Source organism: Maribacter sp. MAR_2009_72 (assembly GCF_007827235.1).
GTDB lineage: Bacteria > Bacteroidota > Bacteroidia > Flavobacteriales > Flavobacteriaceae > Maribacter > Maribacter sedimenticola.
The window spans coordinates 645,386-671,402 of record NZ_VISB01000001.1 but is presented as its reverse complement, the minus strand read 5'-3'; the positions used below and the strand labels follow the sequence as shown (position 1 = coordinate 671,402).

At 39.6% G+C, this 26,017-nt stretch carries 30 protein-coding genes; 21 read left to right on the top strand and 9 right to left on the bottom strand.

Annotation, left to right across the window (positions count from 1 at the left end; all coding sequences use genetic code 11):
* Window positions 1-130: 130 nt before the first annotated feature.
* Both JM81_RS02825 and JM81_RS02820 read left to right on the top strand, forming a co-directional pair.
* Window positions 131-799 carry a uracil-DNA glycosylase gene (locus JM81_RS02825; protein ID WP_144800610.1) on the top strand — a complete coding sequence of 223 codons (669 nt, stop codon included), beginning with the start codon at window positions 131-133 and terminating at the stop codon, window positions 797-799.
* Between the two features lie 79 nt (window positions 800-878).
* The gene (locus JM81_RS02820) at window positions 879-1,307 is read left to right on the top strand and encodes a response regulator (RefSeq protein WP_089260272.1); all 429 of its coding nucleotides are present in this window, start codon (window positions 879-881) and stop codon (window positions 1,305-1,307) included.
* A 1-nt stretch (window position 1,308) separates the two neighbouring features.
* Here the strand turns inward: JM81_RS02820 and JM81_RS02815 are convergent, their stop codons facing one another.
* The 6 genes from JM81_RS02815 to JM81_RS02790 form a co-directional block, all read right to left on the bottom strand.
* Complete coding sequence (locus JM81_RS02815) at window positions 1,309-2,154, bottom strand: substrate-binding domain-containing protein (RefSeq protein ID WP_144800609.1); 846 nt, start codon at window positions 2,152-2,154, stop codon at window positions 1,309-1,311.
* On the bottom strand, window positions 2,141-4,183 hold the full coding sequence (ppk1, locus tag JM81_RS02810; RefSeq protein WP_144800608.1) for a polyphosphate kinase 1: 2,043 nt from the start codon (window positions 4,181-4,183) through the stop codon (window positions 2,141-2,143). Before ppk1 ends, JM81_RS02815 begins: the two co-directional genes overlap by 14 nt.
* 46 nt (window positions 4,184-4,229) lie before the next feature.
* A complete protein-coding gene (locus JM81_RS02805) occupies window positions 4,230-5,096 on the bottom strand; it encodes a nucleoside phosphorylase (protein ID WP_144800607.1) in 867 nt (288 codons plus the stop codon).
* 1 nt (window position 5,097) lies between these two features.
* Window positions 5,098-6,030, bottom strand: coding sequence for a DUF1835 domain-containing protein (locus tag JM81_RS02800; RefSeq protein WP_144800606.1), 933 nt, complete (start codon window positions 6,028-6,030; stop codon window positions 5,098-5,100).
* 108 nt (window positions 6,031-6,138) lie between these two features.
* Window positions 6,139-6,468: a translation initiation factor gene (locus JM81_RS02795; protein WP_144800605.1), complete on the bottom strand. Its 330-nt coding sequence runs from the start codon at window positions 6,466-6,468 to the stop codon at window positions 6,139-6,141.
* Between the two features lie 2 nt (window positions 6,469-6,470).
* On the bottom strand, window positions 6,471-7,421 hold the full coding sequence (locus tag JM81_RS02790) for an isopenicillin N synthase family dioxygenase (protein WP_144800604.1): 951 nt from the start codon (window positions 7,419-7,421) through the stop codon (window positions 6,471-6,473).
* 121 nt (window positions 7,422-7,542) lie between these two features.
* On the opposite strand from JM81_RS02790, the gene JM81_RS02785 reads away from it, so the two are divergent.
* From JM81_RS02785 to JM81_RS02740, 10 genes are all read left to right on the top strand, one after another.
* On the top strand, window positions 7,543-9,519 hold the full coding sequence (locus JM81_RS02785) for a dehydrogenase E1 component subunit alpha/beta (RefSeq protein ID WP_261374943.1): 1,977 nt from the start codon (window positions 7,543-7,545) through the stop codon (window positions 9,517-9,519).
* Window positions 9,520-9,671: 152 nt separating this feature from the next.
* A complete protein-coding gene (locus JM81_RS02780; protein ID WP_144800603.1) occupies window positions 9,672-10,151 on the top strand; it encodes a lipocalin family protein in 480 nt (159 codons plus the stop codon).
* Window positions 10,152-10,189: 38 nt separating this feature from the next.
* Window positions 10,190-10,873, top strand: a complete 684-nt coding sequence (locus JM81_RS02775) for an OmpA family protein (protein ID WP_379921833.1) — start codon at window positions 10,190-10,192, stop codon at window positions 10,871-10,873.
* Window positions 10,874-10,955: 82 nt separating this feature from the next.
* Window positions 10,956-12,077, top strand: a complete 1,122-nt coding sequence (locus JM81_RS02770) for an NAD(P)/FAD-dependent oxidoreductase (RefSeq protein ID WP_144800601.1) — start codon at window positions 10,956-10,958, stop codon at window positions 12,075-12,077.
* Complete coding sequence (locus tag JM81_RS02765; protein WP_144800600.1) at window positions 12,077-12,784, top strand: methyltransferase domain-containing protein; 708 nt, start codon at window positions 12,077-12,079, stop codon at window positions 12,782-12,784. The genes JM81_RS02770 and JM81_RS02765 overlap by 1 nt, the downstream gene beginning before the upstream one ends.
* Window positions 12,785-12,805: 21 nt before the next feature.
* A complete protein-coding gene (locus JM81_RS02760; protein ID WP_144800599.1) occupies window positions 12,806-13,861 on the top strand; it encodes a type III polyketide synthase in 1,056 nt (351 codons plus the stop codon).
* Between the two features lie 6 nt (window positions 13,862-13,867).
* Complete coding sequence (locus JM81_RS02755; protein WP_144800598.1) at window positions 13,868-14,665, top strand: SDR family oxidoreductase; 798 nt, start codon at window positions 13,868-13,870, stop codon at window positions 14,663-14,665.
* A gap of 16 nt (window positions 14,666-14,681) precedes the next feature.
* Entirely contained in the window at window positions 14,682-15,134 is a 453-nt protein-coding gene (locus JM81_RS02750) for a 3-hydroxyacyl-ACP dehydratase FabZ family protein (protein WP_144800597.1), read from the top strand.
* Complete coding sequence (locus JM81_RS02745) at window positions 15,127-16,407, top strand: beta-ketoacyl-[acyl-carrier-protein] synthase family protein (protein ID WP_144800596.1); 1,281 nt, start codon at window positions 15,127-15,129, stop codon at window positions 16,405-16,407. The genes JM81_RS02750 and JM81_RS02745 overlap by 8 nt, the downstream gene beginning before the upstream one ends.
* A 26-nt stretch (window positions 16,408-16,433) precedes the next feature.
* Entirely contained in the window at window positions 16,434-16,688 is a 255-nt protein-coding gene (locus JM81_RS02740) for an acyl carrier protein (RefSeq protein ID WP_144800595.1), read from the top strand.
* A 51-nt stretch (window positions 16,689-16,739) separates the two neighbouring features.
* Here the strand turns inward: JM81_RS02740 and JM81_RS02735 are convergent, their stop codons facing one another.
* Window positions 16,740-17,684 (bottom strand): TerC family protein, encoded by a 945-nt coding sequence (locus JM81_RS02735; protein ID WP_089260287.1) that lies wholly within the window; start codon window positions 17,682-17,684, stop codon window positions 16,740-16,742.
* 174 nt (window positions 17,685-17,858) lie between these two features.
* Between JM81_RS02735 and JM81_RS02730 the strand changes: the two genes are divergently transcribed.
* Together JM81_RS02730 and JM81_RS02725 are read left to right on the top strand one after the other, a co-directional pair.
* On the top strand, window positions 17,859-18,467 hold the full coding sequence (locus tag JM81_RS02730; RefSeq protein WP_144800594.1) for a nitroreductase family protein: 609 nt from the start codon (window positions 17,859-17,861) through the stop codon (window positions 18,465-18,467).
* A 188-nt stretch (window positions 18,468-18,655) separates the two neighbouring features.
* Complete coding sequence (locus tag JM81_RS02725; protein ID WP_144800593.1) at window positions 18,656-18,985, top strand: hypothetical protein; 330 nt, start codon at window positions 18,656-18,658, stop codon at window positions 18,983-18,985.
* A 30-nt stretch (window positions 18,986-19,015) separates the two neighbouring features.
* Here the strand turns inward: JM81_RS02725 and JM81_RS02720 are convergent, their stop codons facing one another.
* A complete protein-coding gene (locus tag JM81_RS02720) occupies window positions 19,016-19,318 on the bottom strand; it encodes an HPF/RaiA family ribosome-associated protein (protein WP_089260611.1) in 303 nt (100 codons plus the stop codon).
* Between the two features lie 230 nt (window positions 19,319-19,548).
* Here JM81_RS02720 and JM81_RS02715 point away from each other — a divergent pair, with 230 nt between their 5' ends.
* The 3 genes from JM81_RS02715 (at window position 19,549) to JM81_RS02705 (ending at window position 20,932) form a co-directional block, all read left to right on the top strand.
* Window positions 19,549-19,863: a hypothetical protein gene (locus JM81_RS02715; protein ID WP_144800592.1), complete on the top strand. Its 315-nt coding sequence runs from the start codon at window positions 19,549-19,551 to the stop codon at window positions 19,861-19,863.
* A gap of 116 nt (window positions 19,864-19,979) precedes the next feature.
* Window positions 19,980-20,303, top strand: a complete 324-nt coding sequence (locus JM81_RS02710) for a hypothetical protein (RefSeq protein WP_144800591.1) — start codon at window positions 19,980-19,982, stop codon at window positions 20,301-20,303.
* A 77-nt stretch (window positions 20,304-20,380) separates the two neighbouring features.
* Complete coding sequence (locus JM81_RS02705; protein ID WP_144800590.1) at window positions 20,381-20,932, top strand: DUF4251 domain-containing protein; 552 nt, start codon at window positions 20,381-20,383, stop codon at window positions 20,930-20,932.
* Window positions 20,933-20,960: 28 nt separating this feature from the next.
* On the opposite strand, the gene JM81_RS02700 is transcribed toward JM81_RS02705, so the two are convergent.
* Window positions 20,961-22,472 (bottom strand): TolB family protein, encoded by a 1,512-nt coding sequence (locus JM81_RS02700; protein WP_144800589.1) that lies wholly within the window; start codon window positions 22,470-22,472, stop codon window positions 20,961-20,963.
* A gap of 269 nt (window positions 22,473-22,741) precedes the next feature.
* On the opposite strand from JM81_RS02700, the gene JM81_RS02695 reads away from it, so the two are divergent.
* From JM81_RS02695 to JM81_RS02680, 4 genes are all read left to right on the top strand, one after another.
* Entirely contained in the window at window positions 22,742-23,170 is a 429-nt protein-coding gene (locus JM81_RS02695; RefSeq protein WP_144800588.1) for a peptidylprolyl isomerase, read from the top strand.
* Window positions 23,171-23,322: 152 nt separating this feature from the next.
* Entirely contained in the window at window positions 23,323-24,225 is a 903-nt protein-coding gene (locus tag JM81_RS02690) for a DUF1080 domain-containing protein (protein ID WP_144800587.1), read from the top strand.
* Window positions 24,210-24,749 (top strand): TlpA family protein disulfide reductase, encoded by a 540-nt coding sequence (locus JM81_RS02685; RefSeq protein WP_261374942.1) that lies wholly within the window; start codon window positions 24,210-24,212, stop codon window positions 24,747-24,749. The genes JM81_RS02690 and JM81_RS02685 overlap by 16 nt, the downstream gene beginning before the upstream one ends.
* A complete protein-coding gene (locus JM81_RS02680) occupies window positions 24,749-25,990 on the top strand; it encodes a hypothetical protein (RefSeq protein WP_144800586.1) in 1,242 nt (413 codons plus the stop codon). The genes JM81_RS02685 and JM81_RS02680 overlap by 1 nt, the downstream gene beginning before the upstream one ends.
* The last annotated feature ends 27 nt before the right edge of the window (window positions 25,991-26,017 follow it).

Below are 26,017 nucleotides of genomic sequence, written 5' to 3'. Positions count from 1 at the left end.
TTGGTCTTGGTAACAGTTTTTTTAAGTAGTGTAGTTCCTTTTAACAAATGAGGCCATGTTACTTGGGTTTCATATGTTGAATACATTGACAATTAGATAAATTTGTAACCTGGTAAACATACTTTACATTATGATTATAAAAAATATACATCCCACTTGGACACAGGAATTAAAGGAAGAATTTGAAAAAGAATATTTTCGGCAACTAATAACCTTTGTGGAACAGGAATATCGGCAGTATACCTGTTACCCGGCTATGGAACACATCTTTGCCGCCTTTGAAAAAAGTAGTTTTGCCGATGTTAAGGTAGTCATTATAGGACAAGACCCTTATCATGGGCCCAATCAGGCTAACGGATACTGTTTTTCAGTAAATGATGGAGTAAAACATCCACCTTCATTGATAAATATTTTTAAGGAAGTCGAAACAGATATAGGAAACCCGTACCCCTTAAGTGGAAATTTGGAGCGATGGGCCGCACAAGGGGTTTTGTTACTAAATGCAACATTGACCGTTAGGGAACATGATCCGGGCAGTCATCAAGGAAAAGGTTGGGAAGTTTTTACCGATGCGGTCATTAAAAAACTATCTAGCCAGAAAAAAGATATCGTTTTTATGTTATGGGGCGGTTTTGCCAAGAAAAAGAAAAAATTAATTAATATGAACGCCCACCATATTCTAGAATCCGGACATCCATCGCCCTTAAGCGCAAATAGGGGATATTGGTTTGGAAATCAGCATTTTTCCCATTGTAATAAAATATTGACAGGTATGGGCAATAAATCTATTATGTGGTAAGTTATTTATTAATAATTTTTTTTATAACTTTAAGAAGACACTATTTTATAGGTATAACATTAACTAACAATAACTCGCTATGAAAAATTTAGACAGATTAAACAGCATTTTATTGGTGGATGATGATGAGGCAAGCAACTTTCTTCATTCCATTTTCATCAATAAGCTTGATTTGGATGTTAATTTAAATTCTGCCCTAAACGGCCAGGAAGCATTGGATTTCATTTTAGGTAAAGGTCAGGAAGAACTGGAATTACCTTGTATGGTCATGCTAGATCTTAGAATGCCTGTTATGGACGGATGGCAATTTATGGAGGCCTATGAAGAAATGGTCCCAAAAAAATTAAAAGACCAGATTACCATCGTTCTTGTTACCATAAGTGATAACCAAGAGGATAAAGATCGCGCCATAACCAATCCACATATAGCGGATTTCTCACAGAAACCTTTATCTGACGATACGTTTAAACAGCTTATTCAAAAGCATTTTAGCTTAGCTGCAATTTAAATTACGTCAAAATATGATCGGCAGGAATTATTTGGTCGATCAAATTTAATTCATTTAGGGTATCCTGTACTTTTAACAAGGTATGTTCAGATAGTTGCTTTTGACTCCATTGGGTTAATTGCAGCCATTCCTGTATGTCCTCTAATTTCTGTTTATACCTATGGGCCAATGTACGGTCAATACTGGGTATTTGTTTAAATTCTACGGTATAGGTGTTGATAATTTCCCTTATATGGGCAATGAGGTTTCCGTTTTTCGCGATAAATGATGTCGTTCCTGCAAGTACAAAACAGGGCCATGGCGTGGGGCAATCTCCTAAATGCCTGAAAATACCACCATCTACCAATGGTTTCGTCGTAAAATGTTCCCACATAAAATAATCTGCATTTCCCGTAGAAAGGCTTTGGACCGCACCCTCAAGGTTGTTTACCAGGTTAAATTTCAGGTTTTCTAAATCCCACCCCATTTGTTTTGCATGTACATAGGCCATTAAATGACTTCCGCTACCAAATCTGCTTATGGCCGCAGTAGTGTTTTCAAGGTCCTTTAAATCCTTTAAACTACTGTTGGTATCCACATGAATGCCCCACAGCAAGGGAGAGGCAATATATTCTTGTATGATTTTGGCCTTGTTTCCTTCTGTAATACTTTTTACAATTCCTTCCGTTAGGATTATGGCTAGGTCCGCCTCGTTATCCTTTAATAAATTGCACATTCTGCCGGTACCCTCTGGCACATCTGTCCACACTAAATCAAGACCTCTTTCCCTAAAAGCTCCTTCGTCTATGGCCAGATGCCAAGGAAGGTTGAAATGTTCCGGTACACCTATAATTTTAACCGTTTTCATTTAATTTATTTTTAAGATAGTCATAAATGGCATACTGTGACCTTACAGGTTCCTGGTGGTCTTGGACGGTCACTTTTTTATTGGAATTTTCAATATCCAATATTCGAGCCTTTTGGTTATCGTTAAGCTGTAAAGTTAGAATATGTTTTAATTCACTAAAAATATCTGGGTCAAGAATAGGGGTAAGCACCTCAATTCTGCGGTCCAAATTTCTGGTCATCCAATCTGCGGAGCCAACATACATGAGTTCATTACCACCGTTTTCAAAGAGATAGATCCTGCCATGTTCCAAATAGCGATCTATGATACTTGTAATAAGAATAGAATCTTTCATTGGGGCATCAGGATCGCCACTAGCCTTTAGATAGCAACAAAAGCCTCTGACAATCAGCCTAACCTTAACTCCGGCATTGACCGCTCTATATAGGGCATTAATCATATCGGCATCCTCCAAACTGTTCATTTTGGCTGTAATGGCGGCATGTTTTCCACTTTTTGCAGCATCAATCTCGTTTTGTATAAGGTTTAAAAAGGTAATACGTGTGGTAAAAGGTGAAACCAGAAGACGTTTTAACTTGGGAATGATTAATTTTCGCTCCAACACCTCAAAAACCTGTTTTAGGTCCTTTGTTATTTTTTTATGGGCCGTAAAGAGTCCGTGGTCACAATAGATTGTTGCAGTCTTTGCATTAAAATTCCCAGTACCTATATAGGCATACCGTCTAAATTTATCACCTTCTTTTCTAAATACCATAGCAATTTTAGAATGCACTTTTACCTGTGGAATACTAAATATTACCTTGGCTCCTTTTTCTTGGAATATTCTGCCCCATTTAATATTATTTGCCTCATCAAAACGTGCTTGGGCCTCTACGAACAAAGTAACCTCTTTTCCATTGTCCAAGGCTTTTAACAATGCATTTGCCAAAGCCGATTTTTCTGCAATTCTATAAATTGTCATTTTAATGGCAGTTACCTGTGAATCGTTTGCAGCGCTTTCCAAAAAATTTTCAATAACATTGAAATCCTGATAAGGAAAATGTACCAATTGGTCTTTTCTGGCTATTGTTTCGAAAACATTGTTGGATGTTGATAGAACCGGATGTGGTAAGGCAGGCTTTGGCTCGTATTGTAAATGTTCGGTACCCATTGGCCTCGGAAAGCTAAAAAAATCGGAAAGGTTGTGGTATGTTCCTCCTGGGGATAAGTCGGCCTCACCTAAATTCAAATGAGTTTTAAGTACATTCAATAATTCATTGGGTATATTACTATCATACAATAAGCGCGTAGCTTGCCCGGTTTCCCTTTTATTCAGGGAATTGTATATTTTCTCTACCAGTGCGGCATCCGTATAATCATCTTCTAAATATAACTCCGCATCTCGAGACAATTTTATGGAATAGCACTGTGTAATTTCCTGATTGGGAAATAGCTTATCCATATTAAGTCGAACAACATCATCTAAATAACAATATTGGTGATGGTCGCCCGGTAATTTTATAAAACGATCTGCTTCATCGGTAGGAATTTGCACTAGGCTATATTCGTTGTTCTTATGATGAACGGCCAAATATAATGCACCATCTATAAGCGATACATTGTTTGTTGTACTATGTATCTTACAATAAGGCTGTATAGAAGTATGGAATAGGTTGGTTAAAAATACTTTTTGTTCATCATTGAATTCACTTGGGTTTCTTAAGAATATATGGTGCTTTTCCAACTCGTTCAAGGTAGTCGCTATCACCTTGCCAAAAGTAATTTGTTGTTGTTCTATAGTTTCTAAAATATGTTTTAAGGTACTATTTGCCTTGAGCATTAGTTTCTTTCGCAACTTCTTGTCCAACTGCCGTATTTGGCGAAGACCGGAAACCCTAACCTTAAAATACTCATCTAAATTCGAAGAAAAAATTGCAAGAAATTTAAGTCTTTCCAATAGGGGAGTTGACTTATTGGCTGCTTCAAGTAATACACGTTCATTAAAATAAAGCCAATTAATATCCCTATGCTTCAAATTTTTATTTTTCATAAGCACAAAAATAAGAAGACCACGGCAGGATACTTTTAAAAATGCGTTAACTAAGACGCCCTAAACAAAATTTTATTAACTCATCTACGGATTCCGATGGAGTTTTGGAGAATTCCCCTGTTGCTCTATTTGCCAGAATACAGTTTAAGGAAACGGCGTGATGGCCTAATAAATGGGCAAGGGCATATATACCGGACGTTTCCATTTCCAAATTTGTAAGTTGCAGGTTTTGGTAAGAAAATGAGGAGAGTTTCTGCATTAATTCCATTTGGCTGGGCTTAAGACGTAATTGGCGGTGTTGAGGGCCATAAAAGCCTGTATTTGTTGCGGTAAAGCCTAATCGTATACGATTATCAATAAATAATTTTGCTAGATTATCTGCATATTTTATTATATATGGTCGTGCTTTATTGGCATTCCAATTACAGTATGTTATAAAAGCATCCTCAATATCCGTAAAACCCATATTTTCATGCTCATAAAAATGTAAAAGCCCATCAAAACCAATGGCGTATTCGCTGATTAAAAAAGAGTCAACCGGAATATTGGGTTGAATGGCGCCACTTGTACCGATTCTAATAATATTAAGCGGGGTATGTTTAGATTTAAGGGTGCGGGTGGAAAAATCAATATTGACCAAGGCATCCAGTTCATTAAGCACAATATCAATATTGTCCGTACCTATACCCGTGGATATAACGGAAATTCGTTTACCGTTCTTTATACCGGTATGCGTAACAAATTCTCGTTTTCCTTTTTTTAGTTCTATACGATCAAAATAATTGGAGACTTGATGTACACGATCGGGATCACCTACCGTTATGATGGTGGTCGCTATATCTTCTGGAAGTAGATTTAAATGGTATATACTGCCGTCATCATTGATGATCAGCTCAGCAGGCCTTAATTGCATGCTATAATTTTAGAATTCTATTGGCATTGGTATTATAAAGGTAATTGTACTTTAATGCCCCGCCTAAGTAAACATCATTATCCTGTATACAGGAATAGTAACTTGTTTTGCCCTCTAAAATTTCCTTTCCCTTTTTAGATAACCTAACCGGATTTAAACTGCTGATCAAAGGTTTTAACCTTGTAATTGCACGGTCATATTGGGTATCGGCAAAACCAAGGTTACCTTGATTATTGAGGAGAACGTTCATGAATTCTTTTTTTGATTTTGGCTTTTCGTCCATGGCCAATCTCAAAATGGTGTTTTCCATATCGTTTAGTCCATTTACGATACTGGGAAATCTTTTTAGATGTGTTTTAATGGCATCTCCTAAATAGTCAAATTGGTAATCATTAAAATCGGTCAGATTCTCCAATCGTATAGGATTGTTGCTACAATATAGTTGCCAGACGTAATCCGCAAATTCGGTATCGTCCTGCGTTAATATTTTTTTATTTCTGTATAGACCAAGTAGCTGATCATCGGTAAGTTCCGTAAGACTGTACATGTTATCCGTTTCATCTTCCTTACCACAGCATACCAAAGATATTTCAGCATATTTACGATGGGTAAGCAACCAACTGATAACGGCCAACATATTTACTTGGCAGAAAAGATCGTATTCAAACCATAATACTATTTGGTCCTGTTGTTTATGGCTACATAGTGAGCGGTATTCCTTTAAGGTTTTTTCGATGAACCATGATTTTGAAACCTTGTAATTTTTATGAAGGAATTCAAACCTGGTTTTCCAAAAAGTTTCGGTGCCTACAGTGGGTAATGTCTTTCCTTCACATAGCATTTCGCGCCATGTGATGACATCTCCCTTTAAATTCAATTTTTGGAGTCGTTGCGTAAAAATATCGCCATTGGTAATATGTAAAACAGAACTCATGCCAGATTATGATTTAGTTTGGTGAACATTAAAAATAAGACTTATAACAATGCTAAAAAATAATTTAACAGAAAACAAATTAATTGCAAGTCTATTAAACTATAAAAATTATCCTCCTACGCGTTTTACCTTAAAGCCTTTCTCCTTTAAAATGTCCATGATTTTTGCCCGGTAATCTCCCTGGATAATGATTTTGTCATCCTTAAAACTACCGCCTACGCTCAACGTTTTTTTGATATCCTTGGCCAATTTTTTAAAATCTTCCGTTGCACCGGTATATCCTTCCAAAATGGTAATTGGCTTGCCTTTACGCTTTTCGTATTTACAAATTATGGGCTCATCCTGCAACCAAATACGGTCCTGTGGTTCTTTTTCAACAGGAATATCTTGGGGTTCATGATCGGGAAAAAGATTTTTAAGCTGGTCTTGTAAGTCCATTGTTACTTCTTTATCAATCCTAATTCAATCAAACGCTCATGTAAAAATTCGCCCGCAGTAATGTCGGAATAAAGTTTTGGATGATCTTCATCAACACAATTATCTAAACAGTTCAATGACATTTCGCTAACCGGATGCATAAAGAATGGTACGGAATATCTAGAAGTGCCCCAAAGTTCCTTAGGTGGGTTTACCACTTGGTGTATGGTAGAAAGCAATCGGTTATTGGTCAATCTAGAAAGCATATCACCTACATTGATCATTAATTCGTCCGGCTTTGCAATGGCATCTACCCATTCGCCCTCATGGTTCTTTACTTGTAGACCTTTACCATGTGCCCCCATTAAAAGGGTAATTAAATTGATATCACCATGTGCCGCCGCTCTTACCGCATTTTTAGGTTCCGTGGTAATAGGAGGATAATGAATGGGGCGTAATATGGAATTACCGTTTTTAATGAAATCATCAAAATAATATTCATCCAAATCTAAGTGTAGGGCCAGGGCACGCAAAACATATTTTGCGGTTTTTTCAAGCATTTTATAGGTCTCTTTTCCAACTTCATTGAATTTGGGAAGCTCTTTGACCAATACATTGTCCGGATATTCCTTTTCCAATTTAGGGTCGTTCTCCACATACTGTCCAAAATGCCAAAACTCCTTTAAGTCTCCTTCCTTTCTGCCTTTTGCATGTTCCTTTCCAAAGGATGTGTAACCTCGTTGACCACCAATACCTTCTATTTCGTATGAATCCTTAACATCTTGGGGCAGATTAAAGAATTTTTTAATTTCGTCATACAAGGAATCAACCAGTTCGTCCGATAGAAAATGACCGCTCAGCGCAACAAAGCCTATTTCTTCAAATGCCTTACCGATCTCATTTATAAATTTTTGTTTTCTTTTTGGGTCCTCCGAAAGAAAATCAGATAAATCAATACTAGGTACCAAGCTCATAATTTTATGATATTTATGTAAAATTAATAATAATTGCCGATTTACAAGCTGTGTTATAAATGTTAGTTGCTGTAGGCATTTTTGTTACATTTATATTTTATAATACTTACAATACCAGTTGATGGACTATAAACAATTTAAGGTTGATAAGGATTTTCAGATAAAACTCTATAAATCAATGCTGTTGCCCAGAATGATTGAAGAGAAAATGTTGATTTTACTACGTCAGGGTAAAATATCAAAATGGTTCAGTGGTATTGGCCAGGAAGCTATTTCTGTAGGTGTGGCCAGTGCACTCAATAATGATGAGTACATTTTGCCCATGCATAGAAATCTTGGCATTTTTACGACAAGGAATATTCCTTTGCACCGCTTGTTTGCACAATGGCAGGGTAAAGCCAGTGGTTTTACACAAGGGCGGGACAGAAGTTTTCATTTTGGAACCCAAGAATATAGGATTATAGGGATGATATCACATTTGGGTCCGCAATTAGGTGTGGCAGACGGTATTGCCCTTGCCCATAAACTGCGTAATGAAAAAAAGGTAACTGCGGTTTTTACGGGAGAAGGGGCCACGAGCGAAGGTGATTTTCACGAAGCGTTGAATGTGGCTTCCGTATGGGATTTACCGGTATTGTTCTGTGTTGAAAATAATGGATACGGACTTTCCACGCCTACCAATGAACAGTTTAAATGTGAGCATTTGGCCGATAAGGGTATTGGCTATGGTATGGAGTCCCATATAATAGATGGCAATAATATCCTTGAGGTATATACTAGGGTAAGGACTCTGGCCCAAGATATGCGTAATCGTCCTAGACCGGTATTATTGGAATTTAAAACCTTTCGTATGCGGGGGCATGAGGAAGCCAGTGGAACCAAATATGTTCCACAAGAATTAATGGATACCTGGGCCGCTAAGGACCCGCTTGATAATTTTAAGCAATTTTTACTGAAGCAGGATATAGTCAATATGGAGTCTATTGAAGAATTTCAAAAGGATATACAGGACAAAATAGACTCACATTTGCAAATGGCGTTTAATGAAGATGCAATTGTACCTAATGAAAGTAAAGAATTAATTGAGGTATACAAAACATTTGATTTTAAATTAATTGAACCCTCAATACATACAAAAAGTATCCGCTTGGTAGATGCCATATCTCAAGGGTTAAAGCAGTCAATGCAAAGGTTTGAAAATCTGGTTATCATGGGTCAGGATGTGGCGGACTATGGAGGTGTATTCAAGATTACGGAAGGCTTTATCAACGATTTTGGAAAGGAACGAGTGCGTAACACGCCCATATGTGAATCGGCTATAGTTTCCGCTGCAATGGGCTTGTCCATAAACGGTATGAAAGCGGTCATGGAAATGCAATTTGCAGATTTTGCAAGTACGGGTTTTAATCCCATTGTCAACTATTTGGCCAAAAGTTATTATAGATGGGGGGAACATGCGGATGTAGTAATCCGTATGCCATGTGGTGGCGGGGTAGCCGCCGGTCCGTTCCATTCACAGACCAACGAGGCCTGGTTTACAAAGACCCCGGGACTTAAAGTAGTGTATCCGGCTTTTCCCTATGATGCAAAGGGTTTATTGGCCACGGCCATTGAAGACCCAAATCCGGTGTTGTTCTTTGAGCATAAAGGGTTGTACAGAAGTAGCTATCAAGAAGTACCCGTAGATTACTATACACTACCATTTGGCAAGGCAAGTTTGATTAGGGAAGGTGCATCTATTACTATAGTTACTTATGGGGCAGGGGTTCATTGGGCTTTGGAAACGTTGGATACATTAGGGATAGATTCAGCAGATGTGCTTGATTTGCGTACCCTGCAACCGTTAGATATAGATGCCGTATATAGTTCAGTACGGAAAACGGGTAAGCTGATCATTCTTCAGGAAGATAGTTTGTTTGGTGGTATTGCTAGTGATATTTCCGCCTTGGTCATGGAACATTGCTTTGAATATTTGGATGGCCCCATAAAAAGGGTAGGTAGTTTGGAAACTCCTATTCCTTTTAACTCCGCTTTGGAAGCACAGTATTTGCCAAAAGACAGATTTGCCGTTATACTTCAAGAATTAATAGCTTACTAGGATACACGTTAACATCTTTTTTTTTAGAGCCAAAAGATATGCGGGTAATCAGTCATCTTTGCAATGTCTTGAGGTAATTTATAAAGATTGCCCATCCAAAAAGTAAGACATAACGTATATACGTTTTAACCTTAACCTAAATACATTTATTTATGAAGAAATTAGTTTGGCTAGTCAGTATCGTTCTTTTAGTGTCGTCTTGTTCCATCTCAAAGGATGCACGAGCTAAAAGAAACTTGTTGAGCGGTACCTGGACTTTGGATAATGTTGCTTTTGAAGGAAACACCGGTAATGTAAAAGCTGTACTGTTCAATGATGTGGAGGATATCTGCTTAGAAGGTAGCGAGTGGTTCTTTCGTGATAATAATAGTACCGGAAGATATACTATTAGTCCGTCAACACTGTGTAATGGCGGTGACCGCTATATTAGATGGTCTGTGGTAGAAAGAGAGGAAAATTATAGCAGTCAGCTACAATTTAAATTTATCAATGAAAAAAATCAGGATATATCGGGCGGTGCAGGATATCGATTGACTATTGATGCCCTTACCGATTATGCAATGGTACTAAAATCCAACGTTATGGTAGACGGTTCACCTGTGAACGTGGTATATGAGTTCAGTAAAAAATAATAACCTACTTAATAATTAAAATTAAACATATGAAAACAATGATATTACGTAAGACCAGCTATATTCTTGCACTGGCAATGGTAATGAGCTGTAGCACGGTAAAAAATGCAAATAAAACGCAAAAAGGTGCAGTTATAGGGGCCACTGGTGGTGCCGTAATTGGCGGAGTGTTGGGCAATAACGTGGGTAGTGGTAACAATACTGCCCTTGGTGCAATATTGGGTGCTGCCATTGGTGGTGCTGCAGGTGGATATATTGGTAATAGAATGGATCGTCAGGCAGAACGTATTGAGGAGGAAATACCTGGTGCGGAAGTAAAAAGAGTTGGTGAAGGTATCAATGTAACCTTTAATGAAGATGCAGGGGTATATTTTGATACCAATAAATCTAACGTACAAGGAACATCGGCCGCAACTTTGGATAAATTGGCGAACATTTTCAAGGAATATCCAAAATCCAATATTTTGGTCGAGGGACATACCGATAGTGCCGGGGCGGACGAATATAATATGAATCTGTCCAAGCAAAGGGCACAATCCGTTACCAATTACCTAGTTGCAAAAGGTATAGACGCAAGTAGGTTTGATACCAAATGGTATGGAGAGAACCAACCTGTAGGCGATAATACTACGTCTGAGGGTAAGGCAAAGAACAGACGTGTGGAATTGGCCATTGTTGCAAGTGAGGAATTAAAACAAGAGGCGAAGTCCCAAACAAATTAAGAGGCATACTTTTATGCTTTTGAATTAGAAATAAAGACCCTGCTAATAGCAGGGTTTTTTGTTTTGATGTAACTTTCCATAAGTGAAAGAACACGAAATTGTTATCATAGGTGGCGGATTGGCCGGTTTGACCGTTGCGATACATTTGGCGCAAGAAGGTATGGATGTAGCAGTTATGGAAGCCAATACCTATCCGCACCACAAGGTGTGCGGGGAATATGTGTCTAAGGAAATAGCACCTTATCTGGGCAGGTTGGGTATTGATCTCCATAACGTAGGTGCGGTAGATATAAAAAGACTTCAGCTTTCAGCCGTAAAAGGTGATTTATTGCAGACCAATTTGGACCTAGGGGGATACGGGATCAGTAGATATACCTTGGATAATTTATTGTATAAGAGGGCAAAAGCTTTAGGTGTTCATTTCTATTTTGAAAAAGTTGTTCAATGTAATTTTAGGGAAAATGGCTTTATTATAACCACGATTACCAGAGCGTACACGTCCAAATTGGCTATAGGTGCCTATGGTAAACGTTCTTTATTGGACAAAAGCCTTAAACGGAATTTTAGTTTAATGAAGCACGGTTGGTTGGCGGTAAAAGGTCATTATACCTGGAATGATTTTCCATCGGATGTTGTGGGTCTTCATAATTTTGAAGGAGGGTACGGCGGACTATCAACAACGGAGCTAGGTCACATTAACTTTTGCTATTTGGTACATTATAACAGTTTTAAGCGCTATAGGGATGTACAGGAGTTCAATAACCATGTGGTGGCACAAAATAAGTATTTAAAGCAATTTTTGGAAGAGGCAACTCCAGTTTTTGAACAACCAATGACCATTGCCCAAATTTCATTTTCCAAAAAGGAGGTAGTTGTAGATCATCTGTTAATGTGTGGCGATACGGCTGGACTAATTCATCCGTTGTGCGGTAATGGCATGGCCATGGCGGTTCATAGTGCAAAAATTGTGGCCGAGTTAATTTTGACCTATAAAAATGATTCGGCATACGATCGCACACAATTGGAACAAGAATATATAAAAGCCTGGTCCGCAAATTTTGGAAAGCGTATATGGATGGGTAGAAAATTACAGTCTATATTAATGCACGATAAGTGGGTTTCGTTAGGAATTCGCACTATCGGAAAGTCTCCCCGTGTCCTAAATTATATTATTTCTAAAACACATGGTAAACTAGTGCATTGATGAAGGATTTTTTTAGAAGAAGTACGGAGATTGAAATTATGGATCACTATAATGGGTCCAAAGAGTCACTACAAGCCATTTTAAACGATATCAATAGGGTAAATCGATTATTAGGAGGATATGCTATAACATTAAATGCTGTATTTCAATTAATTGCAAAAAAAAGAAAAGAATCGTATACGATTTTGGATATGGGTTGTGCAGAGGGTACCATGCTAAGAAAACTCGCTTTAGCCGCTAGAAAGCGAAAGATTAAGGTTCAATTGATAGGGGTGGACCTCAATGCACAAAGTTTGGAATTGGCTCGGCGAAATTCGGTTGAATTTCCGGAAATTAGGTATATGCAACGTGATATTTTATCCGCGGAATTTTTACCAGCGCAATTTGATATTGTAATGACCACCTTGACCCTTCATCATTTTAACAATGTGGAAATTGTTAAATTTTTAAAAAGGTTTGTTTCATTGGCTTCTATAGGTGTAGTCATTAATGATTTACAAAGAAATCCACTTGCATACTATTTGTTCAAAGTGTTCGGGCTATTTTTTATTAAGACGGAAATTGCCCAAAAGGATGGACTTTTATCTATTCTGAGGGCTTTTAAAAGGAGGGAACTAATGGGGTATGCGCATCAAGTTGATGGGGCGGATCATTACATTAAATGGAAATGGGCCTTCAGGTATCTGTGGATTTTAAAAAAGAAGTAGTAGATTAGGGTAAGAATGGCTATGAATTATACAAGAATTGTTAGTGTCACCAAAGAATTGCCCAAATATTATAGGGAGACAAAAGAAATACTACCCTTAGTGGAGTTCTGGTTAAGCGGTCAGGAAGAACGTTTTATCAGAAAGGTAATTAAGATATTTGAGGGTGCGGCCGTGGATAAACGTTATTCCATAATGCCGCCCGAAGAGGTTTTTTCAGCAACCACTTTTGAGGATAAAAATAGGATTTACGTACGGGAGGTTAAACGTATGGGCGAAAATGTGCTCAGAAATGCCCTGCATAAGAGTAAATGGCAGGCAGATTCCTTGGATTATATCATTACGGTAAGTTGTACGGGTATCATGATTCCGTCTTTGGATGCTTATCTCATTAATGCGTTGGGTTTAAGAAAGGATGTCGTAAGGCTTCCGGTAACTGAAATGGGTTGTGCCGCTGGAGTGTCCGGGATTATCTATGCTCATAATTTCCTTAAATCCAATCCGGGAAAACGTATCGCATTGATATCCGTTGAAAGTCCTACCGCTACTTTTCAACTGAATGATTTTTCCATGGCCAATATGGTTAGTGCGGCCATATTTGGTGATGGTGCGGCATGTGTTCTGTTATCATCGGAGGAACATGCAGTGGGGCCCAAGATCGTAGGAGAGGAAATGTACCATTTTAAGGATGCCACCCATATGATGGGTTTTGATTTGACCAATCACGGATTAAAAATGATACTTGATCCTGCAGTACCCGAAACCATTGCCGATCATTTTGAAGATATTGTGCATCCTTTCTTAAAAAAATATGAAACCTCTATAAACGATGTGGACCATTTGATCTTTCATCCTGGGGGCAAGAAAATCGTACAGACGGTAGAATCGCTTTTTGGAGCGTTGGGTAAGAATATAGATGATACCCGTGAAGTTTTGCGCTTATATGGCAATATGAGCAGTGCCACCGTATTATATGTATTAGAGCGTTTTTTGGAAAAGCCGATACCGGTTGGGGAGCAGGGACTAATTTTAAGTTTTGGTCCTGGGTTTTCAGCACAGCGTGTATTAATAGAATGGTAATGTATTATGGGTACAACAAATAACAACAATACGTTTTGGGCCTTAATTTTAGGCGGCAGCAGTGGCCTGGGACTTGCCACGGCCAAAAAATTGGCCGCTCATGGTTATCATGTAATTATTGTACATAGGGACAGGCGTTTGGAGCTGGAGGATATTGAAGCATCGTTTAATATGATCAGGGCTTATGGCAATAAGTTGATTACCATGAATATAGATGCCTTTAATGCGGATAAACGCACTGCGGCCGTTATGGAAATTCAGAATCTGCTGCCTCAAGGACATTGCATCAAGGTATTGGTGCATAGTGTGGCCAAAGGTACGTTGAAACCAATGTATTCGGAACAAGGGTCAACCTTGGTAAATGCGGATTTTAAGATTACGTTAGAGGCAATGGCACTTAGCCTTTATGATTGGACCAAAGCATTATTTGCTGCAGATGTATTCGCCGCGGATACCCGTATCATTTCATTTACAAGCGAGGGCAATACTAGGGCATTGCCCAATTATGGCGCAGTTTCCGTGGCAAAAGTCGCGTTGGAAGCGCTAACGAGAAATATCGCCTTGGAATTTGCACCAATGGGAATTAAGGCCAATTGCCTACAAGCGGGAGTTACCCTCACCAAATCCTTAAAAATGATACCGGGCTATGCATCCATAAAAGAACATGCCTTGGCCCGCAATCCTAATAAACGGTTGACAACACCGGAAGATGTGGCCAATGCAGTATATATGTTAACGCTTGATGAAGCAAAATGGATAACCGGCACGGTCATAAAGGTCGATGGAGGGGAAAGTTTACAGTAATGAATATAGCAAAAAGATGAGTGAACGATCATGGCAATGGGTACTGGAGGCCTTACCATATACTGAACCTTTTTTGTTTGTGGATGAACTTACGAATATACATGCCACGGGAGCGGAAGGTCAATATCGTTTTCCACCGGATGCCTATTTTTATAAAGGACATTTTAAGGACCGCCCAGTTACGCCCGGTGTATTGTTGACGGAGTGTTGTGCGCAAATAGGTCTAGTGTCTTTGGGAATTTTTTTATTGAAGGATGAAAAGAATTTACAGTACCTGACCATTGGCATGAGCAGCACCGCAATGGAGTTTCTTAAACCGGTGTTTCCGGGAGAGATTGTACGGGTAGTATCCGTACTGGAATATTTTAGGTTTCAGAAATTAAAATGTAGCGTAAAAATGTTTAATGAGGAGAATAATTTGGTTTGCAAGGGTACCATAGCGGGCATGATAGGTTTCAATAATGGGTAGGCGCGTAGTTATCACAGGTATGGGCGTTTGTGCCCCAAACGGTATAGGGTTAACCAATTTTACCCAATCACTTATTCAGGGCACTAGTGGAATTACGCACCGGCCACAACTGGAAAAATTAGGTTTTGGTTGTCAAGTAGCCGGTGAGCCACCGGTAAACCAGGCCATGTTGGCCAACTATTTTACTCCATTGGAACTCCGGGGCTTAAACGCAACCGGAATTGTATATGGGGTCATAGCGGGTATGGATGCATGGGCCGATGCCGGTTTGAGTAAAAATACCACGTCAATTCCAAATTGGGACCAAGGCATCATTTTTGGTACCGGTATTCTAGGGGTCGACAAGTTTAGAGAGGCCATTCATTTAATTGATGAGGGAAACGTTCGTCGGTTGGGAAGCACATCGGTCATACAGACCATGGCAAGCGGTATAAGTGCCTATTTAGGTGGATTGTTAGGGTGCGGAAATCAAGTGACGACAAATTCTGCGGCGTGTACCACAGGTACCGAAGGGGTCATCATGGCGTATGACCGCATTAGCCAAGGTAAGGCAGAAAAAATTTTAACGGGTAGTTGTAGTGATAGCGGACCCTACGTTTGGGGCGGTTTTGATGCAATGCGCATACTGCCAAGGACCTATAACGATAACCCTACCCAGGCCAGTAGACCTATGAGTGCCACCGCTGGCGGATTTATACCCGGTAGTGGTGCAGGGGCATTGGTAATGGAATCCTTGGAAAGTGCCCGGAAAAGGGGTGCAAGAATATATGCAGAAGTTTTGGGTGGAGAGCTCAATAGTGGCGGACAACTGGGCGGAGGGTCCATGACCGCACCAAATAGTATGGCGGTGCAGCGTTGTATCCGCAAGGCTATCTCCAATGCGGGTATTAGTACTGCGGATATCGAAGTTGTTAACGGACATTTGACGGCGACATCCAAAGATGCGTTGGAAATTGAAAATTGGAGCAAGGCTTTGGGGCGTTCAGGCAAGGACTTTCCGTATATTAATTCTTTTAAGGGAACGGTTGGTCATTGTTTGGCCGCCGCCGGAAGCATAGAATGTGTGGCAAGTATATTGCAGTTTCAAGAAAATACTATTTTTAAGAATATTAACTGTAATGATCTGCATCCGGACATTGAATCAATCATTAGTGATCAATGTGTTCCTCGGGAACCAATTTCTAATAATGCTTCAATTATTGCAAAGGCAAGTTTTGGCTTTGGAGATGTTAATGCTTGTGTCATTTTCAAATCCTACAAATCGGATATATAAACCAATCGGTATTAAAATTAGTGTATATGGAAAGGGAAGAGAAATATCAAACTTTAAAAAATATAGTAAAAGTATATTTGCCTGAAGATGTGGATGTTGCCGATATTAAGCAAAATAGTCACTTTATGGAAAACCTGAACATTAATTCGGCCAATTTAGTGGATATTGTATTGGATGTGGAAGATGCTTTTGATATCAGGTTAGAGAATGAGGATATGGATCAGATGCAAACGGTAAATGATGCATTGGCCATTATAGATGCAAAATTATCGCAAAAATAAGTTGTGCTCAATAGCTGCACCAATACTTCATAACCTTAATCAGATTACTCATTATGGTGTTGTCTTCTCCTTGATCAGTACCGAGGCTAAAATACCAGATACCAATGAAATTGAAATAACCGCTAAGGATACCCATTCCGGTAGTTCAATGTAGTGCGAAAAGAGCATTTTAAGTCCAACAAATGCTAGGATTACCACCAGACTATAGTTAATGTACCTAAACTTTTCAAGCATTCTTGAAATTAGAAAATACATAGACCTTAGGCCTAATATTGCTAAAATATTAGAGGTAAATACAATAAATGGGTCTGCGGTGATGGCCAAAATAGCAGGTATACTGTCAAGTGCAAAAAGAATGTCGGTTAGTTCAATAACGATTAGGGCTACAAATAGTGGCGTAGCAGCTTTAACGCCCATTCTTCTAATGAAAAAATCATGTCCGTGCATTTGGGTGGTCACGGGATAAATCTTTTTGATCTGTTTAAATACAAAGGAATTTTTTGGATCAAAATTATCATCCTCGCCCTTGAGCATATTAAATGCAGTGTATAACAGAAAAATACCGAAAATATAGATAATCCATTCAAATTTGGTGATGAGGGCAACCCCAAAGAAAATCATCAGTGCCCTAAATACTATGGCTCCCAAAATTCCCCAAAATAGTACACGGTGTTGGTACAAAGGCGGAATCTTGAAAGAACCGAAGATTACAGCGATGACAAAAACATTGTCCACGCTCAGGGACAACTCTATCAAATACCCCGTAATATATTTTAATACGGCATTGTTGGGTGTAAGTCCGGTTGGATTTTCAATTAGTCCGGTATTGAACAACCAATAGATCACGCCGCTAAAACTTAAGGCAACGGTTACCCATATAGCGGTCCATATCCCGGCCTCCTTAGATTTTATGACATGGTCGTTCTTATGGAACACTCCAAGGTCTAAGGCTAGAAAAACAAGTACAAAGGCAATAAAAACGATCCAGACTATCATATGCAAATTTAAAAGTGGCAAAGGTACTATAAATAGTCCTTTTGAAAATTATTTTAGCAATTTCTTCACAGCTTGAGAATCAACTCAATACATTAAAAATTAATGGGATAAGATCAATCAAAATTTTCATTTAAACGTACTTTTAAAATAAATTTTTAACTGTAAAAGATAAATATGGTACAGCAAGAACACATTGAAAAGGAAAAAGTTGCGGATACGGATCATGAACTATTAAATCTATTGAAACAGCGGTATAGCCCAAGGATTTTCAGTGATCAAGAACTACGTGAAGAAGAGATGCAGACTTTGTTTGAAGCTGCTAGGTGGTCTGCCAGTTCCAATAATTGGCAGCCATGGCGATTTATATATGCGCATAAAGGATCGGATACCTATGATAAAATAGCGGAATGTTTGGGAGAGTTCAACCAGTCATGGGCAACCAATGCTCCGGTACTTATGCTATCCGCCTATAAGAAAACCAATCCGGAGGGTAAGGAGAATTTTCATGCCCTGCACGATTTGGGAATGTGTTTGGGGACCATGGCCATACAAGCGGAACATATGGGCATAGCACTTCACCATATGGCAGGTCTGGATTGGAAAAAAGCCCATAACATATTCAAAGTGCCAGAGGAGTATCATATTACTACAGGAATTGCCATTGGTTATTACGGTGGCACGTTAAGCGATTTGCCGGAGAAATTGCAAGAGGCAGAAGTAGCTAAACGTAAACGAAAGCCCCAGGAGGAATTTGCTTTTAAAAATGAATGGAGAACCATATAAAGTTATAGTCACATTCGCCCTTAAAAAAATTAAATTAGCTTACAACTTAAGTTTAAAAATTACCGGCAATATCGTGGGTAAGAAGTATGGATTAAATGTAAACTTTTTTCGATAAACAGATAAGTTTATAGTAGAATATTGGGGTTTGTATTTTATGTATTAATTTTCTCTTAGAACACGTTATTGACATGAAAAATATAACCCTATTTGGGGTTGTCGTTGTAGGATTTTTTGTAGGAATTCATACAACGCAGGCCCAAGACACCGTAATGGTGGAATCTTACGTAAAAAAACGTACCCTATTGAACCAATTTGAGTCGGATTTTGTGCTTCCGGCCTCTAAGAGGATTGCATTAAAGCAGAGTAGAATTGCATATCAATACCACACTAAGGAAATATTGGACACCCTTGATATTTCGGACAGAAAACGAAAGCGTTTAATCGAGGAATTAAAACGCAATCCGTTTTCTGAACGAATACAAGAGGTAATAGCCAATGAACACGAGGCTAAGGAATAAACATCTTCCGTAGCTCCGGAATAATAGTGTTTAATGCGATTGCATCTTGGCCTTACGTTTTTCCAATTGTCGTTGTAAATCTTCTACGGACGAGGCAATGGAGGCCTCAAAACTAGCGGTGGAGGATTGCGCAAACAAACGCGGCCCTGGGGCACTCAAGCGGATGTTGCATACCATACCGGTGTCTGGGGAAGAGGTGTTTTCCTTCTTAAAAAAAACATCGGATCGTACTATAAAATCGAATTTGTCCATTAATTTTTCTAATTTCTGGGCAGCCATAATCTCTAAACGATTGCTGGCTTTGACATCGTCATATTCAAAATTGATATTCATAGGTTGAAAGTTTAGTTTAAGGTACTCATTTCCGTTAATCCATACAACTAAAAAAAACTTAAAAATAATTTTCATTTAGGTTATGAATTTCTAACCCTTTTGTTTTTAAATCGTTATCTTAAAGGTGGGAAAATTAAATTTAAGTTAAAGCATGTAAAAGTCCATTTATCTTCGAGCAACTTTCTTAATTTGAACTAAAATTCCCACAAACCATTTAAATCCTTTGTGCTATGGAAAATGTTCAGGACAAATCTAAATGTTTAGGAAAATTAGAACGTTGTTATAACATCCTTCAGCATATAAGAACTAAGATAGATTCATACCTATATGAGCCTTCTACCTGTGCACTTTTCGAGACCAAGGAATATCTAAAACAAAAAATAGATAAATTGATCGCTGCCAACGAGTCCTTATTGAATTACTTACGTGGAACCAATGAGTTATTGCCCGATCAATTTAAGGATGTAAATTATCATATTCAGGAGACTTTTGAACTTGAGGATGATTTTACGGACTACACCTTAAAATCCAGTAAGAACTCTTAGTACGTTATCATTTACATTAAAGTTGAGTGGAAATCTTTGGATAAGTAAATAAATCTTACTTGTCCTTATTTTGAAATTTGTTAGTACTTTAGGGGAAGAACCTAAATGATCAAACAATGAAAACGTTATATCGTTTTGCATTTTGCTGCTTATTATTCAGTGTAGCAACAGTACATGCGCAAACGGACAGCCTACAGAAAAAGTCATCCTTGTCCGTTGAGGATGACGGACCTATTATGTACCAGTTTGAACCTAATTACGCAGCGGTACAATTAAAACGTAGAACGGCACTACTACAAAAGATCAGGGGGTTGGATACTTTGGATATTTCCGAGAAAAAGAGGCTTAGACTGATCAAGGCACTCTATAAGGACCTGAATTCCGAAAAAGTGCAAAAAACGATCTTAGCCGATACCCAGTTCGAGGAGGAAGAATTTTAGTATCATTTTATGTGAAGGAATCCTCAACTGGCATAATTTTAGTGGGTTATAATGCATTATCGATACTATTGAAAGCTATGGGAAGGAAAATTTTGTATTTGTTATTTTCAGCGCTTTTGTGGAATTGTTCTACAACCAAGGCACCCACAGAAGCAGAGATCAGTTCGTTGCAGGAGGTTATGCAGCATCAATCCTTTGAATTCATTGCGGAATGGGCAAACCCTATGGCTACACGTAGTCTAAATAATATTTCCAATGCAGGTCTTTTGCCTCCTGGAAGTAATGTTACCCGTATCAATCTAATGGGGAATCCTAATTATTTAAGGGTGATGGGCGATTCTGTATCCGGTAATTTGCCCTATTATGGAGAGCGACAGTTCAATGCAGGCTATGGATCCGCTACCGGTATTGAATTTGATGGTCGAGCAAAATCGTATTCAGGGGTGTATGATACGGACAAAAATGCATTTAAAATCCAGTTCAAGGCCAAAAACAATACCGAACAGTATACCGTTAATTTGTTGGTCTACCCAAATAGAACCGCACAAGTATCGGTCACATCATCAGACCGTTTATCCATACGTTATGAAGGTGCTATAAAAGAAATAGATAAACATAATAATCAATAATTAAAGCTATTCTATATAAAGTTATCATTTAATAACTATCCGTATTCGTTACAAAAGCTATTTTCTTGCTATCCGGAGACCAACTTGGAACATTAATAGTACCTTGTCCGCCATAAATATGGGCCAAAACTTTGGGTGTTCCTCCTTTAGCGGGCATAATTCTTAACATGCAATGTTTATAGAACGGATGTTGGCTAGGGTCAATATCTTTTGGAAAGGAAATGAAGACGATCCAATTTTGATCGGGACTAATATGGGGAAACCAATTGTTATAGTCATCAAAGGTCAGTTGGGTCTGTTTTTTTCCATTGGCCTTCATACGGTACAATTGCATGGTTCCGGAACGTACGGAGTTGAAATAAATATATTTGCCTTTAGCATCAAATTCAGGCCCATCATCCAAGGTAGCAAAATCCGTCAGTTGTTCTTCCTTTCCTGATTTTACATTGATTGAAAATATGTTATAAGCTCCGTTGCGTTCGCCCGTGAACAACATTTCCTTATTATTGGGAGACCACCCGTGAAAATAGGAGGCACCGACCCCTGGTTTGGTCACCATTTTAGGTAGTGAATCCCCCTGGGTAGGCAAATAGTAAAGTGCGGATTTACCCCCGTCGTCTTGGTTATGGTTGCTTATGCCCAAGAGTTTTCCGTCAAAGGTAAGTACGTGGTCATTATTGTTATGTACTGCAAATCCGGTATTTAACGGAGTTATGGTAGAAGTTTCCAACTCATAATTATAAAGATGTCCTTTGGAATTATAAATCAATTTCTTGCCATCAACCGTCCAATTGGGAGCTTGGATAGAATGGGCGGAATGGTGGAGTATTTTTCTATGACCGCTCTCCACATCCATTAGTTCCAAATTACTGCCAATATAATCCCTATACGGGGAGTAATCTTCTGCTACGGGCTTTATGATCCTTACGTTACTGAAGGTAGCGCTCTCCAATACCTTGGGGTTGTGGGAACAGACATAGACACCTACATAAACTTCATTGTCCAACTCCATATCGGTGAGGGTCTCACTTACGAATTCCTCCCCAAATTTGGCCGTAGACATCATGTAGGTAGTTCCCCGGCGTTCCAATTGTATTATGGTGGGCGATTGTTGGTCGGACTTTAGTTCTTCGGTATTTCCTCCAACCGTTTTACGGTACTGCAAAGAGGTGAGTCCGTCCCCATGTGTGCTGGCGTTTACATGTCTGGAGTTGGTATCCAGGTTGTCCTTGATGATCCAACCGGCCTTACGGTGGGGGTCTTTTCCTTCACCGTTAAAATGTACGGTGGCCCTCACTATAAAATCACCTTGTATGGTGGTCCATAGGTATTGAAATTCATCAGCGCCAAACCACATATTGGTTCCGGAACCTGTTAAGGTATAGGTCTGGTCCTTTGCATTGTAATTGGCGGTGCCTTTGATCTTTGGGTTGCCTACGGCGGTATTTCCATCAAAAATTCCAATAGTATGTTGGGCTATGGTGGTATTAAAGCATAGAAAAAGGCATACCCATATGCCTAAGGAGCAGTGTAGTTTCATAATGAACGTAATTTTGTTGGTTGTTAAGTTGACCTTTAAATATACGGTTTTAATTGCTTTAAAAATGGGGTATGGCCCTAAAGAAACGGTAGAGCTATGCACAACTACGTTCGTGAAATTGGGTCTAAATGGTGCGTAAATCGCTTAATACATGCTTATTTACGTTAAACTAAACCTAAAAGCCCAAGGTTTTGCGCTATAATTCTTTTTTGGCCTATGAGAACGATACCTTTGTTTCTTATAAAAGATAATTAGTAGAATAAAACAGTATGAGCAAAGTAAAAGCAGACGACAGAGTAGTACTTCATTACACAGGAAAATTGAGTGATGGCCAAGTCTTTGATAGTTCCGTAAACAGGGAGCCTTTGGAAGTGAAATTAGGAGAAGGTAGCTTAATCCCCGGTTTTGAAAAAGGATTGTTGGATATGGCGCCCAATGAAAAAAAGACCATCGTAATTGCCAAGGAAGAAGCCTATGGCGAAAAACGCAAGGAACTTTTTCAGACCGTAAGCAAATCGGATTTACCTGAAGATTTAAAGGTAGAGGTAAATATGGCACTAATGGCCACCAATGCGGACGGTAGCGAAAAGCAACTGCGTGTTGCGGAAGTAAATGATGACAATATTGTGGTAGATGCAAATCATCCATTGGCCGGTGAGGACCTTACGTTTGAGCTAGAGCTTGTAGCCATAAAATAAATAGTATTCAATTATAGGAAAACCGTTCTGAATAGGAACGGTTTTTTTTTGTTTTCAATCGTGATTTAAAGTAAGTTCGTACAGTCCTTTTACGCGCATCGTAAAGGTGCTTAAGCAAGAAGACATTATTGAATAACCCATTTAGAACTTCCATGAAATTGACAACTAATTTCTCAATTAAAAACGCCCTTAGGTCAAGTATTAAAATATTGGTGCTACCATTGGTTATCGTAGTATGCATTGCCTGTGGAGAAAAGTCCACCAATGAAGCGGAAGATGACTGGGTAGCTATTTTTGATGGCAGCAACTATGGGGACTGGACCCCAAAATTTACCGGTGCCGCCCTTGGGGAAAACTATAGGGACCGTTTTGTGTATGATGATGGACTGTTGAGTGTCAGGTATGCTAAGACCGATACGTTCAAGGGCAATTTCGGACATTTGTTTTACAAGGAAAAATTTTCACATTATAAACTAAGGGCCACTTACAGGTTTGTTGGCGATCAAATGACCGATGGTCCTGCATGGGCCTTTCGTAATAACGGACTGATGTTGCATTGTCAAGAACCGGGCACTCTAGGCTTGGACCAGGATTTTCCCATTTCGTTGGAACTGCAATTATTAGGGGGCGATGGTAACCAACCGCGCACTACGGCCAATCTATGTACCCCGGGCACCAATGTGGTTTTGAACGATAGCCTATTTACGACCCATTGCGTAAACTCCGTTTCCAATACCTATCATGGGGACCAATGGGTAACTGTGGAAGCCTTGGTTTTGGGTGATTCATTGATACAGCATAAGATGGAGGATAAAGTGGTCATGGCATATAGCTCGCCCACTATTGGCGGAGGAAATATTGCCGGCTACTTGGATTCCGCCTATAAGGAAGGAGAGGCGTTAAAGGAAGGTTACATAGCCATACAGGCAGAATCCCATCCCATAGATTTTAAACGGATAGAGGTATTGAACCTCTGTGGATGTATGGATGAAAAGGCCAAAAATTATAAATCCTATTACATAAAACCCGATAATTCTACATGTATCTACGAATAAATTATTTTTCTACTTCCATAAAGTATCTAACATGCAGTTTGCTTTGTCTGGTATTCTTGAACTGTAAGGACAACAAAGACGCAAAAACTACATCTCCCGTAAAAGCCCAACCCTTGGTGCAAGAAAAGGCCGTAACATCACTTTATGAGGATTTAGAGGGCAATGCGGTATCGTTGAAGGACTTTAAGGGAAAACGCATTCTAATGAACTATTGGGCCACCTGGTGCAGGCCCTGTATAGAGGAAATGCCCGATTTGCTGGAACTGCAGTCCATCCTGGAAAAGGAAAACTACGTCTTTCTACTGGCATCGGACCAATCCGTGGAAAAGATAACAAAGTTCAAGTTGGACAGGGGCTTTGATTTTAAGTTTATAAAATACAATGGGTCGTATCCAGAGAAGGACATTAGCGCCTTACCCGTAACCTTGATTTATAATGAAGTAGGGGAGCAGGTAGCCCGTTTTGACGGCGGTATGTCTTGGAACACCCCAGAAATGGTAGAACGGTTAACCAATATAAACTGATGCAAAAGGTAGTATATAGGTTGTTCTTGGTCCTTTTCCTGCTATGCGTAGGATGCAAACAACAGCAGGAGCGGCCACAAAAAAAGGAGGTGGCGCAGTTAGACCTTCAGGAAATGAAATCGCCCGCCAAGGCAATGAGCTCCCTACCGCATGTCGTATCCAATAAGGACCTGACCCTACTTTCTTGGGTAGAGGCGGTCAACGATTCGGTCTTTACCGTTAAGTATGCCCAATTGCAGGATGGGGAATGGCAAGGGGCGCAGACGATCATAACGGGTAGCGATTGGTTTGTCAATTGGGCGGATTATCCAATGATCGCGGAAAACAACGGCCATTTATGGTCCCATGTGCTTAAGAAATCCAGCAAGGGTACCTATTCCTATGATATTCAGATGAACATAAAACCCCGTAATGCACAGGAATGGACTACGGGATTAGCGTTACATACCGATGCAACCCCTACGGAACACGGTTTTGTGAGTGTTACGCCATACAAGGATGCCTTTTTCGTGAATTGGTTGGACGGTAGAAATACCATGGAAAATGAAGTAGGGGAGCGGGGGGCAATGACCTTGCGTGCCGGTGTGGTTTCCGTAGCGGGAAAATTGGCCCAGGAGGAGGAATTGGATGCAAGTACGTGCGACTGCTGCCAGACCACTTCCGCCATTACCGATAACGGGCCCGTGGTGCTGTACCGTGACCGTACCGAAGATGAAGTGCGGGATATCAGCATTGTAAGACAGGTAAAGGGGCAGTGGACGGCACCAAAAACCATCCATGACGATAATTGGGTCATAAAAGGTTGTCCCGTCAACGGACCAAAAGTGTCCGCAATGGGAAATAATTTGGTCGCTGCGTGGTTTACGGCCGCACAGGAAACGCCCAGGGTACAGGTAATATTTTCCGATGATGGCGGAGAGCATTTTTCCAATCCCGTTTTAATTGCCGATGAACATGTAATGGGCCGGGTAGATGTCCTTTGGGTGGACGAGGAAACGGCCGTAGTAAGTTGGATGGAATCCGAAGCGGGAAAAGCCTCTTTCAAAGTGATGCAAGTAAATAGAAACGGAACATTGTTCACACCACGGACTATAGCCGTAATGGATGGTTCACGCAAATCTGGATTCCCACAAATGGAAATAGAAGAGGGAACCCTATATTTTGCTTGGACCGATTATACGGATGATACCTATAAGGTAAGAACGGCTAAAATGCTGGTAACGGCTTTGGCAACGGATTAAGGCATACTTAGTGGCGAAAAGGCATAG

Coding starts and splice junctions, on each gene's coding strand:
- JM81_RS02825 (WP_144800610.1), top strand. CDS start 131: ATGATTATAAAAAATATACATCCCACTTGGACACAGGAATTAAAGGAA.
- JM81_RS02820 (WP_089260272.1), top strand. CDS start 879: ATGAAAAATTTAGACAGATTAAACAGCATTTTATTGGTGGATGATGAT.
- JM81_RS02815 (WP_144800609.1), bottom strand. CDS start 2,154: ATGAAAACGGTTAAAATTATAGGTGTACCGGAACATTTCAACCTTCCT.
- ppk1 (WP_144800608.1), bottom strand. CDS start 4,183: ATGAAAAATAAAAATTTGAAGCATAGGGATATTAATTGGCTTTATTTT.
- JM81_RS02805 (WP_144800607.1), bottom strand. CDS start 5,096: ATGCAATTAAGGCCTGCTGAGCTGATCATCAATGATGACGGCAGTATA.
- JM81_RS02800 (WP_144800606.1), bottom strand. CDS start 6,030: ATGAGTTCTGTTTTACATATTACCAATGGCGATATTTTTACGCAACGA.
- JM81_RS02795 (WP_144800605.1), bottom strand. CDS start 6,468: ATGGACTTACAAGACCAGCTTAAAAATCTTTTTCCCGATCATGAACCC.
- JM81_RS02790 (WP_144800604.1), bottom strand. CDS start 7,421: ATGAGCTTGGTACCTAGTATTGATTTATCTGATTTTCTTTCGGAGGAC.
- JM81_RS02785 (WP_261374943.1), top strand. CDS start 7,543: ATGGACTATAAACAATTTAAGGTTGATAAGGATTTTCAGATAAAACTC.
- JM81_RS02780 (WP_144800603.1), top strand. CDS start 9,672: ATGAAGAAATTAGTTTGGCTAGTCAGTATCGTTCTTTTAGTGTCGTCT.
- JM81_RS02775 (WP_379921833.1), top strand. CDS start 10,190: ATGATATTACGTAAGACCAGCTATATTCTTGCACTGGCAATGGTAATG.
- JM81_RS02765 (WP_144800600.1), top strand. CDS start 12,077: ATGAAGGATTTTTTTAGAAGAAGTACGGAGATTGAAATTATGGATCAC.
- JM81_RS02760 (WP_144800599.1), top strand. CDS start 12,806: ATGAATTATACAAGAATTGTTAGTGTCACCAAAGAATTGCCCAAATAT.
- JM81_RS02755 (WP_144800598.1), top strand. CDS start 13,868: ATGGGTACAACAAATAACAACAATACGTTTTGGGCCTTAATTTTAGGC.
- JM81_RS02750 (WP_144800597.1), top strand. CDS start 14,682: ATGAGTGAACGATCATGGCAATGGGTACTGGAGGCCTTACCATATACT.
- JM81_RS02745 (WP_144800596.1), top strand. CDS start 15,127: ATGGGTAGGCGCGTAGTTATCACAGGTATGGGCGTTTGTGCCCCAAAC.
- JM81_RS02740 (WP_144800595.1), top strand. CDS start 16,434: ATGGAAAGGGAAGAGAAATATCAAACTTTAAAAAATATAGTAAAAGTA.
- JM81_RS02735 (WP_089260287.1), bottom strand. CDS start 17,684: ATGATAGTCTGGATCGTTTTTATTGCCTTTGTACTTGTTTTTCTAGCC.
- JM81_RS02730 (WP_144800594.1), top strand. CDS start 17,859: ATGGTACAGCAAGAACACATTGAAAAGGAAAAAGTTGCGGATACGGAT.
- JM81_RS02725 (WP_144800593.1), top strand. CDS start 18,656: ATGAAAAATATAACCCTATTTGGGGTTGTCGTTGTAGGATTTTTTGTA.
- JM81_RS02720 (WP_089260611.1), bottom strand. CDS start 19,318: ATGAATATCAATTTTGAATATGACGATGTCAAAGCCAGCAATCGTTTA.
- JM81_RS02715 (WP_144800592.1), top strand. CDS start 19,549: ATGGAAAATGTTCAGGACAAATCTAAATGTTTAGGAAAATTAGAACGT.
- JM81_RS02710 (WP_144800591.1), top strand. CDS start 19,980: ATGAAAACGTTATATCGTTTTGCATTTTGCTGCTTATTATTCAGTGTA.
- JM81_RS02705 (WP_144800590.1), top strand. CDS start 20,381: ATGGGAAGGAAAATTTTGTATTTGTTATTTTCAGCGCTTTTGTGGAAT.
- JM81_RS02700 (WP_144800589.1), bottom strand. CDS start 22,472: ATGAAACTACACTGCTCCTTAGGCATATGGGTATGCCTTTTTCTATGC.
- JM81_RS02695 (WP_144800588.1), top strand. CDS start 22,742: ATGAGCAAAGTAAAAGCAGACGACAGAGTAGTACTTCATTACACAGGA.
- JM81_RS02690 (WP_144800587.1), top strand. CDS start 23,323: ATGAAATTGACAACTAATTTCTCAATTAAAAACGCCCTTAGGTCAAGT.
- JM81_RS02685 (WP_261374942.1), top strand. CDS start 24,210: ATGTATCTACGAATAAATTATTTTTCTACTTCCATAAAGTATCTAACA.
- JM81_RS02680 (WP_144800586.1), top strand. CDS start 24,749: ATGCAAAAGGTAGTATATAGGTTGTTCTTGGTCCTTTTCCTGCTATGC.